This is a genomic window from Celeribacter neptunius, from assembly GCF_900113955.1.
GTDB lineage: Bacteria > Pseudomonadota > Alphaproteobacteria > Rhodobacterales > Rhodobacteraceae > Celeribacter > Celeribacter neptunius.
Map to the genome: position 1 here is coordinate 108,874 of NZ_FORH01000009.1, position 14,123 is coordinate 122,996.

Sequence of the window (14,123 nt, forward strand, 5' to 3'; positions counted from 1 at the left end):
GCTAAGGGGGTGGTCGCTCAATCCTCGCGGAAAGCGCGTTTGAAGTAATCCGTAAGCGGTTTTGTCAGATAGGCAAGGGGGGACCGCTCGCCGGTGGACATATAGGTCTCTACCGGCATGCCGGGAATGAGCACCGCGCCTTCGGGCAGGCGGGCGCGCTGCTCTTCGGGGATGTGGATGTCGGCGCGATAGTAACTCGCCCCTGTCGCCTCATCGATGAAGGCATCGGGCGAGATCCGGGTGACCGCGCCCTCAAGCTCCGGGGTGGAGCGGCGGTCGAAGGTGGTGAAGCGCAGGCGCACCGGCTGGCCGGGATAGACCTTGTCGATATGGGTCGGGTTGATCCTTACCGTGACAATGAGCGGCCGGTCCTGGGGCACCAGATAGAGCACGGGCTGTGCGGGCGAAACGACCGCGCCGGGGCCGAAGACCGAGAGGCCATAGACGATGCCGGCCACGGGCGCGCGAATGTCCAGACGGTTGAGCCGGGCGTTGAGCCCTGCCAGCTGTTCGCGCAGGTTGCTGATATTGGCCTGAATGTCGCGCAGCTCGGTGATCGCGCTCTCGCGCCGGTCGCTGCCGAGCTTGAGAATCTGCAATTCGATCTCGGTGATCTGCACCTGGGCCTGGGCTTCGGCGGAGTCGATCCGGCCGATCTCGCCGGAAATCTGAACCGCGTCGCGGCGCAGGGCGATGACCCGGCTTTGCTGGGTCAACCCGCGATCGAGAAGTGCGGTCTGGGCGGTGAGGTCCTCCTCCAGCAGGGAAAGCTGTTCGCTGAGCGCGGCTTTCTGGGCGGCGAGACCGTCGATCTGGACCTCGATCTGGCTGCGTTGTTTGTCGAGCTGGGCAATCTCCGCCTTGGCGGTGGCCTGCCGCGCGGTGAACAGATCCTTTTGACCGGTGACGGAGCGGGCCACCTGCGGGTCCTCGGCCATGCGGGCGCTCAGCTCGTCTGAGAGGAGGATCGCATCGGCCTGGTCGCGTTCGGCTTCGAGCCGGGCGGCACGGGCCAGGTATTCGTAAAGCTGGGTTTCCACCTGTGCGATTTCGTTTCGCGCATCTTCGCCGGACAGCTCGATCAGCAATGCGCCGCGCGCCACCTGATCGCCTTCGGCCACATTGACCGCTGCGACTTCGCCGCCGTCGCGATGGGCCACCGCCTGACGGTTCTGTTCGACCTGGACCTGACCGGAGGCCACGACGGCGCCATCGATGCGGGCAAGGACCGCCCAGCCGCCGAAGCCGCCGAACAAAAGCGCGACACAAAAGACGCCGAACCAGATATAGCGGCTGGCAGACCAGTCTTGCGTGGAGGGGGTCATTGGATGCCTCCTTTGCCGGGGGCGGCGCGCAGGATTTCCTTGGAGTTCTTGACCATCTCGCCCAGAACCGCATCGCGCGGACCAAAGGCTCGGCGGGCGCCGCCATCGAGCACCAGAAGCTTTTCGCACTCCTGAATCGCCGAGGGCCGGTGGGCCATGATCAGCACCGATCCGCCCTCTTCCTTGTGACGGCGAATGGCGGCGTTCAATGCCTTGGAGCCGTCATTGTCGAGGTTGGAATTGGGTTCGTCGAGGATCACCAGCACCGGGGCGCCAAAGAAGGCACGGGCCAGTCCGATGCGTTGCAATTGCCCGCCGGAGAGCAGCCCGCCGGCCGAGGAGACCGGCGTGTCATAGCCGTCGGGCAGCGACAGGATCATGTTGTGGGCATCGGCTTTTTTCGCGGCGGCGACGACCGCTTCGGCATCCGGGGCCAGCGCCAGCTTGGCGATATTTTCGGCGATCGTGCCGTCGAACAGCTGCACCTGTTGCGGCAGGTAGCCGATATAGCTGCCGAGCGCCTCGCTGTCGTAATGGCTGAGTTTCGCACCATCGAGACGAATCGTGCCACTGGCCGGGGCCCAGACGCTGGTCAGGGCGCGCGCCAGTGTGGATTTTCCCGATCCGGACGGCCCTATGACGCCCAGAGCCTCGCCCGGGGCGAGCTCGAAAGAGATCATCCGCAGCGAGGCCTGCTGCTGTCCGGGCGGGACGACGGAAAGCTGTTGTACCTTCAGATCGGCTTTCGGGCGCGGCAATTCCGTATGCACGGCATCGGCCGGGTTGGCGCCGAGAAGCTCGGCGAGATCGCCCCAGCCGCGCTGAGCGTGTTGCAACAGGTTCCATTGACCGATCAGCGTGTCCACCGGTTGCAAGGCGCGGCCCAGAAGGATCGAACTGGCGATCATGGCGCCGGGGCTGACCGCATGTTGCAGCACGAGCCAGGCGCCGAGCGCCAGCATCGAGGATTGCAGAAACAGACGCAGGGCGCGCGAGGCGGCGGTGAAGCCGTGGGTGGTATCTTCGCTCGCCACGGATTTCTCCAGCGCCGCACTGCGCAGGCGTAACCAGCGGCGATAGGCGGCATCTTTCATCCCGAGCGCCGCGAGCGCTTCGGCGGCGTTGGTCATCCGGCTGGCGGTCTGGGCGGCTTCGGATTCGGCGCGCATAACGGCGTCCTGAGCCGGCTTGGCGGCCGAACGGTGCAACAGCGCGACGAGGACCAGCACCGCACCGCCGCAAAGCGCGAGAATGCCCAGGTAGGGGTGGAACAGCGAGATGCCGAACAGGAAAAACGGCGTAAAGGGCAGATCGAACAGCGCGGCCAGGGCCGGCGAGCCGAAGAAACGGCGGATCGCGGTGAGATTGTCCAGGGCCCGCGCCTTGCCGAGATCGCGCGGCTTGCGGGCGGCATTGACCATCGCGGCGTGAAACACGCGGGTCTCGAGCGAGGATTGGAAACGGGCGGCAATGCGCGACAGGATGCGCGCCCGGACCCCGTCCAGGAGCCCCATCATCAGGTAGAGAAAGGCAACGATCGAGAACAAGGCCACCAGGGTGGCGACCGAGCCGGAGCCCAGCACCCTGTCGTAAACCTGCAACATGAACAGCGGCCCGGTCAGCATCAAAATGTTGATGCAGATCGAGAATAATCCGGCGGCCCAGAACAGGCTGCGGGATTTGCGGCGGGCGCCGGAGAGTTCTCTCTGGCCGAGACGGGTGTCTTCCTGTGTCATGGCGGTGTCTTAACTCGGTTTCTGAACAATGTGACGGCTGCCCGGATTTCTCGGGTGGGCAGGTTGAGATATGTTGAATCTATGTCACAGGATGATATCAGAAATTGCATTTATATTGGGCTTTGGCCCGGGGAATATTATCTGGCGGTATAGCGGGCTGATTTCCTCCTGTCACCGCCTGTTCCGTTTCATCTGCTCTGTGCCATCTGTCCCGCCCGTTTGATCCGTCCTGTCCTGCCCGTTTGGAAAGTCTTTCGATATGCTTGCTGCTCACTTGTCCCGGCCCCTTGCCCTGGTTGCGCTTCTGGCGCTTGCCGGCTGTTCCGCCGCACCTGGCCCCGACGGGATCAACGATCCCTATGAAGAGGTGAACCGCGGCTGGCATGACACCAATATCGCCCTCGACAAGGCGGTGATCAAACCGGTGTCCACGGCCTATGGCACCGTGGTGCCCGATCCGGTGCGCAAGGGGCTATCGAATGTCTCCGACACGCTGGGCATCCCCGGTGTCGTGGTCAATGATGTGCTACAGCTCAAGCTCGGCGATGCGCTTCACAATACCGCGCGTTTCGCGGTGAATGCGACCATCGGTCTGGGCGGGTTGTTCGACCCGGCCACGGGTATGGGGCTCGAGGAACGCGATGCCGATTTTGGCCAGACGCTCTACACTTGGGGGGTGGGCGAAGGCGCCTATGTGGTGCTGCCGGTTTACGGTCCTTCGACCGAGCGCGATGCGCTGGGGGTCGTGGTGGATATCGTGCTCGATCCGGTGGGCAATCTGCTTGGCAACCCGGAAGCGAGCTACAAGACCGGGCTGAAGGTCGCGGATCTGGCGGACACACGCTATCGTTATTCGGATCTCTATGAATCGGTGTTGTATGACAGCGCGGACAGCTACGCTCAGATGCGTCTGAGCTATCTCGACAATCGCCGCTATGAGCTCGGCACGCCCATCGTGGCCGGTGCCGAGACCGCGGATCAGACGACAACTTACGACCTGTATGAGGATTTCTATGAGTGATTTCGGGTTCACACGCCGCCGTGTCTTGACCGGGCTGGGCGCAGGGGTTTGCGCGATGATGTTGCGACCGATCGCGGCCCTGGCCTTTTCATCGTCTCAGGCAGAGGCGCTGATCCACAAGGCTGTCGATGACATCAACGCCATCATCAACTCGGGCAAATCCGAGCGCGCGATGTATGTCGATTTCGAAAAGGTGCTGGTGCGCTATGCCGATACGCCGAGCATCGCGCGCTCGGTCCTGGGGCCGCCGGCGCGGTCCGCCTCGAGCGGCCAGCTCAACGCCTTCACCAAGGCGTTCCAGACCTATATCGCCCGCAAATACGGCTCGCGGTTCCGCGAATTCATCGGCGGTAAGATTCAGGTCAACAGCTCGCAGAAGATCAATTCGATCTATGACGTGAAATGCACGGCGATCCTCGCGGGCGAACCGCCGTTCGACATTTCTTTTATCGTGCATGACCGCTCCGGCAAGTTCATCGATTTGCAGATCGAGGGGATTTCCTTGCTGAAATCCGAACGCGCCGAGATCGGTGCGATGCTCGACAAGGCCGGTGGTTCGATCGACAAGCTGACCGCCGCGCTGAGCTGAGGGCTCATCCACCTCTGAGAAACGCAAAACGCGCCCCACCGGGCGCGTTTTCTTTTGAACCTGTCTTGCGGCCTCAGTTGTTGTTGCCGCCTCCGAAAATCGCACCCAGAAGGTCGATCAGCACATTGTCGGCCTTGTCGCCGCCGCGCTGGCCGCTGTTGGGCGCGCGTCCGGTGCCGGTCACCGTGGGCGGGGCGCTGGGGCGGATCATCGGCAAGGGGGTCGGTTCAAGACCCTCTTGCACCTTGGCCATGGTCCGTTGCCAGATCTCCGCCGGAAGCCCGCCGCCGGTCACGCCGGAAAGCGGTGAGTTGTCGTCATACCCCATCCAGACGCCCGCGACATAGTCGCCGGTGAAACCCATGAACCAGGCGTCGCGCGCGGCCTGGGTGGTGCCGGTCTTGCCCGCCACCTCATAGCCGGGGATCTGCGCCCGTGCACCGGTGCCGGACTGCACCGCATTATACATCATGTAAATGAGCTGCCGGGCGCTGTCCGGGGTGATGACTCGTTCGCCCATGCCGCCTTCCTGCCCCATCAGAGGCGTGTTGTCGCCCTTGAGCCGCAGGGTCTTCAGCCCATAGGGCGTCACCGAGGAACCGCCATTGAGAATGCCGGCATAGGCCCCTGTCATCTCCAGAAGCGTGGTTTCCGAAGCGCCGAGCGCCAGTGCCGGGCCTTGCGCCAGATCGGATTCGATTCCGAACATCGAGGCCACCGTGCGCACATTCTCCAGCCCGGCATCCATCGCCAGTTTCACGGCGGGGATGTTGTAGCTGTGCTTGAGCGCATCGGTCAGCGTCACCAGACCATGGAATTTATGGTCATAGTTCTTCGGCGACCAGGGGCCGGAGCCGGAGATGTCGAGGGTCAGTGGGTCATCCATGATCACATCGTCATAGGACCAGCCCATGTCCAAGGCCGTGGCATAGACAAAGGGTTTGAAGGACGAGCCGGGCTGGCGCTTGGCCTGTGTCGCGCGGTTGAACGCGCCGGAGACCTTGAGCTTGCGCCCGCCGACCATGGCGCGCACGGCACCATCGGCGGACATCACCACGATGGCGGCCTGTGCCTCGGAGCCCTCGCGGACCTTGTTGTCAAAGATCCATGTCAGGGCCTCTTCGGCCGCCGTCTGGATGCGTGGATCGAATGTGGTGTCGATCACCACATCCTCGGTGGTGTCGCGGGTCAGGAAATCAGGCCCGGCGCCCATGACCCAGTCAGCGAAATAGCCGCCGGCGCGTTTCTCGGCGGTCTCGGAAAGCTCGGCGGGGTGTTCCTTGGCGTCGGCGCGTTCGGCATCCGTGATATAGCCCTGCTGGTTCATCAGCAGAAGCACGATACCGGCGCGTTCCTGCGAACGCTGCAGGTTGTTGGTCGGCGCGTAGCGGGTCGGGGCTTTCAGCAGGCCCGCGAGCATGGCGCTTTCGGCGATGTTCACCTGCGCCGCGGATTTGCCGAAATAGCGCTGGGCGGCGGCCTCGAAGCCGTTGGCGCCGGCACCGAGATAGGTGCGGTTCATGTAGATCGACAGGATCTCGTCCTTGGAATACCGCGCCTCCATCGCCATGGCATAGACCATTTCCTTGATCTTGCGCGCCATGGTGGTCTCGCGGCAATCGGCCTCATAGGCGGTCTGGCTTTTCCATTCCGCCGGATCATAGGGCACACCGAGACACAGGAGTTTCGCGGTCTGTTGCGTCAAGGTCGAGCCGCCGTTGCCGGACAGAGGCCCGCGGCCCTCAGAGAGGTTGATCCGGATCGCCGAGGCAATGCCGCGTGGCGAGACCCCGAGATGGCGGTAGAAGCGCTTGTCCTCGGTGGCGACGATCGCTTCCTTGAGATAGGGCGAGACGGTGTCGGCGGTGATCTGCCCGCCGAACTGTTCACCGCGCCAGGCAAAGACCGAGCCATCGCGGTCGAGAAGCGTCACCGAGCCGCGCGCGCGCCCGTCCAAGAGCTCCGAATAGGGGGGCAGGGTGCTGTAGATGTAAAAAACGGCGATTCCGACCACCACGGCAAGCGCCAGAGCCCCGCGCGACAGGGTCAGCCAGATCAGCCGCCCGAGCCAGCGGAACAGGCCGCCGATGAGCCGGACCACGATGTTGGACGAGGGTTTGCGCGCCGGCTTACGCCGCGTCGAGGCCCGCGTTGTTTTCGCCTTGGGCGCCTTTTTCTTGGGCGTTTTCGCGGGTTTGCGCGCCGGATTCGTGCCTGAGGGATAACGCCGGTCGGCAACGAGTTTGCGCTTTTTCCCGTTCGGTCCTGTCATGAGTATGCTCGATTTTTGTCAGCTCTTATGGGGCGGAAGTCTAGAGGCTTGGTTCAGGAATGTTGAGGGGAAACGAGTCGCGGTTGCCGCTTTATTTTGCGATTATTTTTTAATCCAAACGCACAAAATGTATAATTTTTGGGCAGATCTGCTCGAAAATGACTCATGTCTCGCGCCGAGATTTCTTGTGAACAGGGTCTTAACATCGTTTTGCTGACCCCGTGGCCGCCACAGCAAAGGAGGCCGCCCGCTCAAACGGAAGGGGAAAAACGTGAAACTCATTATTGCTGCAATCAAGCCGTTCAAGCTTGAAGAAGTCCGCGAAGCGCTGACCGGGATCGGCGTTCGGGGCATGATGGTGACGGAGATCAAGGGCTTTGGCTCTCAGTCCGGCCACACCGAAATCTATCGCGGTGCCGAATATGCCGTGAATTTCGTGCCGAAGGTGAAACTGGAAATCGTCGTGGCCGATGCCATGGCTGACCAGGTCGTCGAAACCATCGCCACCACCGCCAAGACCGACAAGATCGGTGATGGCAAGATTTTTGTCCTCGACGTGGAAGGCGCGACGCGCGTCCGTACCGGCGAGACCAACGACGACGCGATCTAAGTCGCGCTTACCCGAAACGAAAGGGACTGAGACTAATGAAACTCACCAAACTCATTCCGGCCACTGCCGCGGCGACGCTGATCCCGCTGATGGCCTTTGCGCAGGAGGCCGAAGTTCCGGCTGTCGTGCCGACTGACGTCGTGTTCATCATGAACACCGTGCTGTTCCTCGTGGGCGGCTTCCTCGTGTTCTTCATGGCTGCCGGTTTTGCCATGCTCGAAGCGGGCCTCGTGCGCTCCAAGAACGTGGCCATGCAGCTGACGAAAAACGTGGCCCTGTTTGGTCTCGCCTCGATCTTCTACTACCTGATCGGCTACAACCTGATGTACCCGCTCGGCACCTGGTCGGTCGAGGGTGTGCTCTCCGGCGTGTTTGGCCCGGGCGTGCTCGAAGCCGTTGGTGTGACCGCCGATGCTGTGGATGACTATTCCTATGCCTCCACCGGTTCCGACTTCTTCTTCCAGCTGATGTTCTGTGGTGCGACCGCCTCCATCGTGTCCGGTACCCTCGCCGAGCGCATCAAACTGTGGCCGTTCCTGATCTTCACGATCATCCTGACCTCGATCATCTACCCGATTTCCGCGTCCTGGAAATGGGGCGGCGGTTTCCTCGACGAAGCTGGCTTCCTCGACTTCGCCGGTTCCACCGTTGTGCACTCCGTCGGTGGCTGGGCAGCTCTCGCAGGCGCTCTGATCCTCGGTCCGCGTATGGGCAAATACAAAGACGGCAAAGTCACCGCTTTCCCGGGTTCCAACCTGACGCTCGCCACTCTGGGTACGTTCATCCTGTGGCTCGGCTGGTTCGGCTTCAACGGCGGTTCCCAGCTCGCTATGGGCTCCGTGGGTGACGTGGCCGACGTGTCCCGCATCTTCGCCAACACCAACACCGCTGCTGCCGGTGGTGCAATCGCCGCTCTGATCGTGACCCAGCTGGTCTATGGCAAGGTCGATCTGACCATGGTGCTCAACGGCGCTCTGGCCGGCCTCGTGTCCATCACCGCCGAGCCGCTCACCCCGACTCTCGGTGCAGCGACCCTGATCGGCATGGTCGGCGGCGTGATCGTGGTCTTCGCGGTTCCGATGCTCGACAAGCTGAAAATCGATGACGTCGTCGGTGCCATCCCGGTCCACCTGATCTGCGGCATCTGGGGCACCATCGCGGTTGTCTTCACCAACTCCGACGCCACCATCGGCGCGCAGCTCTACGGTATCGTTGTGGTCGGTGTCTTCACCTTCGTGGTCTCCGCGGTCGTCTGGTTCATCCTGAAAGCGATCATGGGCATCCGCGTCTCCGAAGAAGAAGAGATGATGGGCCTCGACAAAGCCGAGCTCGGCATGGAAGCCTATCCGGAATTCTACAAAGGCTGATCCCTTCCTCAGTCAAGAATACGACCCGGGCGTCTCAGGCGCCCGGGTTTTTCGTTGGATGCAACACTTTCTCAACCCTCGCTCTGATACAGCTGATGAGAACGATATTGGTGTCGAGGTGTGCCGATGCTGCGCAAGAATTGCGTCCTGCCGATCCTGATTGCTCTCTGGCCCGTGGCATCCGCCGCCGAGCCGGTGTCGCTTTTGCGCCCGAGTGGTCAGGGATGGGACCTGCAGCGTCAGCCTCTGATCGTCAATCTGCCCCAGCCCCTGATCACGGAACCCTTTGCCGCAAGCTCCGGCAGTGCCGGATTCGGCCCGAGCCTCTTTGCCGGGCGGGCCGAGGGCAGTTTCTTCGAACCATTGGCCGCGCGTCCCGAAGCGCGGGCGAAGATTCGCGCTCTGGCGGTGACGCCCGACGATATCGCAATGATCCGGGCCGTGATCGGCAAGGCCGAAAGCCTCGCCGCCGGTGGCTATGACGCGGTGCAACATGGCGCCAGGATACGCCCGGGCAAGAAAGCATCGCAGATGAGCCTTGGCGAGATTTTCAAATGGATCGAGGACACGCCGGGACAGCCGCATGCGATCGGCTATTATCAATTCATCCCCTCGACGCTCGCGCGTCTGGTGACCGAGCTGGATCTCGGGCCGGAGATGATCTTTACCCCCGCCGTTCAGGACCGCCTGGCCGATATCCTCCTGGCCGATGCCGGGATTTTCGAGCTGCGCGCCGGCGAGATGACCCGGCATCAGTTCATGAACAATCTGGCGAAGATCTGGGCCGGTTTGCCAACCTCCACGGGCAAGTCGCATTATCACGGCTATGCCGGCAACAAGGCGACGATGAGCTGGGCGGAGTTTGACCGCGCTCTGGCGACAGTCTTCCCGAGCTGAAAAGGCGCCCCGAACAGGACGCCTCCTCACATGCTTTTCCTGACAGGTCTGTCCTGAAAGCGCGGGCTTATTTCGCAGCGACGCTCATCGGCGCGCCAGAGGCCATGTCGGTGCCGGTATAGGCCTTGCCGGCCGCTTTCCACGCGCCAAAGCCGCCCTCCATATGGGCGATCGGGCTGATCCCCGCCTTGGCGCAGGCCATGGCCACCTTGCCGGAGCGCACGCCGGAGCCGCAGTGGAACACGATGCGTTTGCCTTCCTGCGACGGCAGCTTTTCCGCCGAGAAAAAGGACAGAGGAAGAAGCAGGGCGCCGGAGATATGCTCAAACGCATATTCCTGCGGTGTGCGCACATCGATCAGCACGATGTCATTGGCGTCAAAGGCCGTTTGGACCTCATCCACGGTCCAGGTTTCAAAATTCAAACCGTCTACGGTTTCCGTTTTCATGGCTGCGTTTCCTTCGTGTTCGAGTCACTGGATCAGAAGATAGGTCTAACTCAAGCATATGACAGGGGCGCTGTCATGACACGTTGCCGCAGACACGGAGCCGCAGACACGAAACCTGGCAGGCGACCTTCCGACGCGGTAAAATAAAAACGCGCCACGGAGGGCGCGTTTTCAACAGCTCGCTGTGTGCGGTCTTTACTTGCAGGTCTTGGCCACGGCCTCGGCCAGAAGCGGCACGGTCTGGGCGTTCAGCCCCGCGATGTTCATACGCGAGTCGCCGACCATGTAGATGCCGAATTCCTCGCGGATTTTCAGCACCTCTTCCGGGGTGGCGCCGATGCGCGAGAACATGCCGCGGTGCTTGGCGATGAAGTCGAAGCGATCCGAATTGGTCAGGCGCCGCAATTCATCGGCCAGCTGCGTGCGCAGGCCCAACATGCCGAGACGTACCTCTTCGAGCTCTGCCATCCAGTCGGCTTTAAGTTTCTCGTCATTCAGGATCATCGTCACCAGACGCGCGCCGTGATCCGGCGGGAAGGAATAGTTCTGACGATTGAGGAAGTTCAGAGTGCCCTGGGTGACCGGGGTCTGTTCGGCGTTCTCGGAGATCGCCATCAGGCAGCCGGTGCGCTCGCGGTAGATGCCGAAGTTTTTCGAGCACGAGGCGGCCACCAGCATTTCCGGCAGTTTCGAGGCCAGAAGGCGGGTTGCGGCGGCGTCTTCCTCGAGACCGTCGCCAAAGCCCTGATAGGCGATGTCGACCAACGCCATGGCGCCTTTCTCGATGATCAGATCGGCCACCACGTCGAATTGCTCGAGCGTCAGGTTGGCGCCGGTCGGGTTGTGGCAGCAGCCATGCAGCAGCACGACATCACCCGCTTTCACGCCTTTCAGGCTCTCCATCATCGCGTCGAAATCGACGGTGCAGGAGGCTTCGTCGAAATAGGCGTATTCGGCGTTTTTCAGCCCCATGAACTTGATGATCGAGACATGGTTCGGCCAGGTCGGGTTCGAGGTCCAGATGGTGACATCCGGGTTGGCCAGTTTCGCCAGCTCAAAGGCCTGACGGATCGCACCGGTGCCGCCCGGGGTGGCGATGGCGCCGACGCGGGTATGATCGACGCTGTCGGAGAGCACGAGCGATTTCATCGCCGCGCCAAAGGCCGGATCGCCCGAGAGCGCGGTGTATTTCTTGGTGGTCTCTTCCTGCCAGAGCTGCTTTTCGGCGGCCTTGATCGCCCGCATGACCGGGGTCTCTCCCTCGGCATTCTTGTAGATGCCGACGCCGAGATCGACCTTGGTCTCACGCGGATCGTCGCGGTAAAGAGCCATCAGTTCGAGAATTTTATCCGCCGGTTGCGGCTTCAGTGTGCTGAGCATTACGCTTCTCCAGTTGCGACCTTGAGATCACCATACATGCCCCATTCCGCCCAGGACCCGTCATAGAGCGAGAACGCTACGCCGAGCCTTGTGAGTGCGAGGCCAAGAATTGCGGCGGAGGCACCGGACCCGCAGGTGGTGATCGCCGGTTTCGTGAGATCGACACCGGCCGCCTCGAACAGGCGGCGGGCCTCGTCATTGGATTTCATCGTGCCATCTTCGTTGAGCAACTCGGTGAAAGGCACGTTACGGGAATTCGGGATATGGCCGGAGGCGAGGCCGGGACGCGGTTCCGGTTCTTCGCCTCTGAACCGACCGCTCGAGCGCGCATCGATGATCACATAGTCGCCAAGCTTGGCGGCGGCGGCCACCTGGGTGACATCCTTGACCAGCTCATCGCGAATCTCGGTGATCATGTGGCGATCCCGGATGGTCGGCGGCTGCGAGGTTAGCGGGCGGCCCTCGGCCTTCCATTTCTTCATCCCGCCATCCAGAACGGCGACATTGTCCTGACCGAAATATTTGAACATCCACCAGACGCGCGGCGCAGAGAAAATGCCGGAGGTGTCATAGACCACCACCTGATGGCCATCACCGATGCCGAGCGCGCGCATCCGCGACATGAATTTTTCGACCGGCGGCAGCATATGCGGCAGATCGGAGCGCAGATCGGCGACCTCGTCGATATCAACGAAACGGGCGCCGGGGATATGTTCCTGCTCATATTCGGCGAGGCAATCGCGCTCGTCTGCCGGCATGTACCAGCTGGCGTCGATGAGGCGCAGCTCCGGCGCTTTGAGATGCTCGGCGAGCCAGTCTGTGGAGACAAGGGTTTTCGGATCGCTATAGGGCATGGTCAGCTCTCTCTGCGGTGATGTTCCTTGCCATACAGCGCCCTTTTGCACCATGCAAGCAATGTGCCCGAGCTTGAAGGAAAACGAGGGGAAATCATAAAAAAGGGGTGCTCAAAGAGCACCCCGGACTCGCTACAACACATGTCGTTCCTAAGTCGCAAAAGGTTCGAATTAGGACATCTTCGATCTGATCAGACCAACAACCGCCATCACGATCACGCCTCCGACACCGCCGCCGGCGGCCTGTTGGACGAGGCTGCCGATATCGAGGCCTGTGGCGCCGGCCAATGTCTCGCCGATGTCGCCCGCTCCCACGGCGCTCAACAGCTGGCCTCCAAGCCCGCCGCCGATGATCCCGGCGAGGGAGTTGCCGAGGGTGCCAAGGCTGATGTTCTTGAAAACCGCCCCACCGGCGTTCCCGCCGATGGCTCCGGCGATGAGGGACGTAATGACTTGCTCCACTTTACCATACCTTACTCAGGACCGGCCCACCGCCGGTCAGTCTTCTGCACAGTGTCTGGCAGAAGGTGAGATGAAGGTGCAGGGGGAGAATGTGGCGCGAATTCCCGCCGAGACGTGGCGTCAGCCGCCGTGCCGCAACAGCCGTTGTTTCTGACGGCCCCAGTCGCGCTTGGCCTCGGTCTGGCGTTTGTCGACGGTCTTCTTGCCCTTGGCGATGCCGAGTTTGATCTTCACCCGGCCCTTGTGGTTGAAATACATCACCAGCGGCACCAGCGTCATGCCCTCACGACCCGTCGCCTGCCAGAGCTTCGAGAGCTGGCGTTTCGACACCAGAAGTTTGCGTTTGCGGCGTTCCTCATGCGGGAACATCGCCTGCTCATAAGGCGCGATATAGGAGTTGGTCAGCCAAAGCTCGCCATCGTCCACCGAGGCATAGCTCTCGGCGATATTCGACTGGCCGGTGCGCAGGGATTTGACCTCGGAGCCGCTGAGCACAATCCCGCATTCTATGTCATCCTCGATGGCATAGTCGTAGCGGGCCCGCCGGTTTTCGGCGATGACCTTGTAATTCTTTTCTTCGGGTGTCTGTTTCTTCTTGGCCATGATCAGATGCAGATAGGAGATCGGCGGCCATCTGTCCACTGGCCCGAGCTGTGGTTTTCTGGCAAAAGCGATCAAACTTAGCTCGGACTTGCCCATGTTCATACAGATCGTCATCGGAACCACCCTGATCCTCCTCTCCGTTTTCGTGGCGGCTCTGGGGTTTCTGGTGCTCGAATGGGCGTTGCAGCGGGCGCACAACTGGCTCATTCGCGAACCGCATGGGCCGAAACTGGCCATCGTGCTGATGGGGGCGGTGATCGCGGTCCTGTGGATGATCACGGCGGGCGTCTGGATCTGGGCTCTGGCCTTTCGGCTGTTCGGGCTGTTCGCGCATTTCGAAGAGGCGCTGTATTTCTCGCTCGTGGCCTTCACCACTCTGGGCTTTGGCGATCTGTTGCTGCCGGAGCAGTGGCGGCTCCTGGGCGGGTTTGCGGCAACCAACGGGCTGTTGAACATCGGCATGATGACGGCGCTTTTGATGGAAGTGCTGCGCCATGTCCGGCGCAACCAGTTGGAAAGCCTGCATCGCCGTTGAACGGTTGGACGTCAAAATGGCATA

At 61.8% G+C, this 14,123-nt stretch carries 14 protein-coding genes; 6 read left to right on the forward strand and 8 right to left on the reverse strand.

All coding sequences use genetic code 11. The annotated features are described in order from the left end of the window. Positions 1 to 17 precede the first annotated feature (17 nt). Positions 18 to 1,325, reverse strand: a complete 1,308-nt coding sequence (locus BM151_RS19245; RefSeq protein ID WP_090062713.1) for an HlyD family type I secretion periplasmic adaptor subunit — start codon at positions 1,323 to 1,325, stop codon at positions 18 to 20. Next, on the reverse strand, positions 1,322 to 3,061 hold the full coding sequence (locus tag BM151_RS19250) for a type I secretion system permease/ATPase (protein WP_090062716.1): 1,740 nt from the start codon (positions 3,059 to 3,061) through the stop codon (positions 1,322 to 1,324). Before BM151_RS19250 ends, BM151_RS19245 begins: the two co-directional genes overlap by 4 nt. Positions 3,062 to 3,320: 259 nt before the next feature. On the opposite strand from BM151_RS19250, the gene BM151_RS19255 reads away from it, so the two are divergent. Further along, positions 3,321 to 4,082 (forward strand): MlaA family lipoprotein, encoded by a 762-nt coding sequence (locus BM151_RS19255; protein WP_090062718.1) that lies wholly within the window; start codon positions 3,321 to 3,323, stop codon positions 4,080 to 4,082. Further along, positions 4,075 to 4,671: an MlaC/ttg2D family ABC transporter substrate-binding protein gene (locus BM151_RS19260; RefSeq protein ID WP_090062720.1), complete on the forward strand. Its 597-nt coding sequence runs from the start codon at positions 4,075 to 4,077 to the stop codon at positions 4,669 to 4,671. The genes BM151_RS19255 and BM151_RS19260 overlap by 8 nt, the downstream gene beginning before the upstream one ends. Before the next feature lie 73 nt (positions 4,672 to 4,744). On the opposite strand, the gene BM151_RS19265 is transcribed toward BM151_RS19260, so the two are convergent. Continuing rightward, positions 4,745 to 6,943: a transglycosylase domain-containing protein gene (locus BM151_RS19265; RefSeq protein WP_090062723.1), complete on the reverse strand. Its 2,199-nt coding sequence runs from the start codon at positions 6,941 to 6,943 to the stop codon at positions 4,745 to 4,747. Between the two features lie 271 nt (positions 6,944 to 7,214). Here BM151_RS19265 and BM151_RS19270 point away from each other — a divergent pair, with 271 nt between their 5' ends. From BM151_RS19270 to BM151_RS19280, 3 genes are all read left to right on the forward strand, one after another. Next, positions 7,215 to 7,553 carry a P-II family nitrogen regulator gene (locus tag BM151_RS19270; RefSeq protein WP_066708050.1) on the forward strand — a complete coding sequence of 113 codons (339 nt, stop codon included), beginning with the start codon at positions 7,215 to 7,217 and terminating at the stop codon, positions 7,551 to 7,553. Between the two features lie 35 nt (positions 7,554 to 7,588). Continuing rightward, complete coding sequence (locus BM151_RS19275; protein ID WP_090062726.1) at positions 7,589 to 8,920, forward strand: ammonium transporter; 1,332 nt, start codon at positions 7,589 to 7,591, stop codon at positions 8,918 to 8,920. A gap of 126 nt (positions 8,921 to 9,046) precedes the next feature. Continuing rightward, positions 9,047 to 9,817 carry a lysozyme family protein gene (locus tag BM151_RS19280; RefSeq protein WP_090062729.1) on the forward strand — a complete coding sequence of 257 codons (771 nt, stop codon included), beginning with the start codon at positions 9,047 to 9,049 and terminating at the stop codon, positions 9,815 to 9,817. A gap of 67 nt (positions 9,818 to 9,884) precedes the next feature. Here BM151_RS19280 and BM151_RS19285 read toward each other — a convergent pair whose 3' ends face one another. The 5 genes from BM151_RS19285 to smpB form a co-directional block, all read right to left on the reverse strand. After that, complete coding sequence (locus BM151_RS19285; protein WP_090062731.1) at positions 9,885 to 10,265, reverse strand: rhodanese-like domain-containing protein; 381 nt, start codon at positions 10,263 to 10,265, stop codon at positions 9,885 to 9,887. A 195-nt stretch (positions 10,266 to 10,460) separates the two neighbouring features. Beyond that, on the reverse strand, positions 10,461 to 11,645 hold the full coding sequence (locus BM151_RS19290) for an amino acid aminotransferase (RefSeq protein ID WP_090062733.1): 1,185 nt from the start codon (positions 11,643 to 11,645) through the stop codon (positions 10,461 to 10,463). Beyond that, positions 11,645 to 12,499, reverse strand: a complete 855-nt coding sequence (gene sseA / locus BM151_RS19295; protein ID WP_090062735.1) for a 3-mercaptopyruvate sulfurtransferase — start codon at positions 12,497 to 12,499, stop codon at positions 11,645 to 11,647. Before sseA ends, BM151_RS19290 begins: the two co-directional genes overlap by 1 nt. A 171-nt stretch (positions 12,500 to 12,670) precedes the next feature. Then, positions 12,671 to 12,961: a hypothetical protein gene (locus BM151_RS19300; protein ID WP_090062738.1), complete on the reverse strand. Its 291-nt coding sequence runs from the start codon at positions 12,959 to 12,961 to the stop codon at positions 12,671 to 12,673. Positions 12,962 to 13,081: 120 nt separating this feature from the next. Beyond that, a complete protein-coding gene (gene smpB, locus BM151_RS19305; RefSeq protein ID WP_090062917.1) occupies positions 13,082 to 13,564 on the reverse strand; it encodes an SsrA-binding protein SmpB in 483 nt (160 codons plus the stop codon). A 94-nt stretch (positions 13,565 to 13,658) separates the two neighbouring features. Between smpB and BM151_RS19310 the strand changes: the two genes are divergently transcribed. After that, positions 13,659 to 14,099 (forward strand): ion channel, encoded by a 441-nt coding sequence (locus BM151_RS19310; protein ID WP_090062740.1) that lies wholly within the window; start codon positions 13,659 to 13,661, stop codon positions 14,097 to 14,099. Positions 14,100 to 14,123: the final 24 nt, after the last annotated feature.

Coding starts and splice junctions, on each gene's coding strand:
- smpB (WP_090062917.1), bottom strand. CDS start 13,564: ATGGCCAAGAAGAAACAGACACCCGAAGAAAAGAATTACAAGGTCATC.
- BM151_RS19285 (WP_090062731.1), bottom strand. CDS start 10,265: ATGAAAACGGAAACCGTAGACGGTTTGAATTTTGAAACCTGGACCGTG.
- BM151_RS19310 (WP_090062740.1), top strand. CDS start 13,659: ATGTTCATACAGATCGTCATCGGAACCACCCTGATCCTCCTCTCCGTT.
- BM151_RS19280 (WP_090062729.1), top strand. CDS start 9,047: ATGCTGCGCAAGAATTGCGTCCTGCCGATCCTGATTGCTCTCTGGCCC.
- BM151_RS19255 (WP_090062718.1), top strand. CDS start 3,321: ATGCTTGCTGCTCACTTGTCCCGGCCCCTTGCCCTGGTTGCGCTTCTG.
- BM151_RS19260 (WP_090062720.1), top strand. CDS start 4,075: ATGAGTGATTTCGGGTTCACACGCCGCCGTGTCTTGACCGGGCTGGGC.
- BM151_RS19290 (WP_090062733.1), bottom strand. CDS start 11,645: ATGCTCAGCACACTGAAGCCGCAACCGGCGGATAAAATTCTCGAACTG.
- BM151_RS19250 (WP_090062716.1), bottom strand. CDS start 3,061: ATGACACAGGAAGACACCCGTCTCGGCCAGAGAGAACTCTCCGGCGCC.
- sseA (WP_090062735.1), bottom strand. CDS start 12,499: ATGCCCTATAGCGATCCGAAAACCCTTGTCTCCACAGACTGGCTCGCC.
- BM151_RS19265 (WP_090062723.1), bottom strand. CDS start 6,943: ATGACAGGACCGAACGGGAAAAAGCGCAAACTCGTTGCCGACCGGCGT.
- BM151_RS19275 (WP_090062726.1), top strand. CDS start 7,589: ATGAAACTCACCAAACTCATTCCGGCCACTGCCGCGGCGACGCTGATC.
- BM151_RS19245 (WP_090062713.1), bottom strand. CDS start 1,325: ATGACCCCCTCCACGCAAGACTGGTCTGCCAGCCGCTATATCTGGTTC.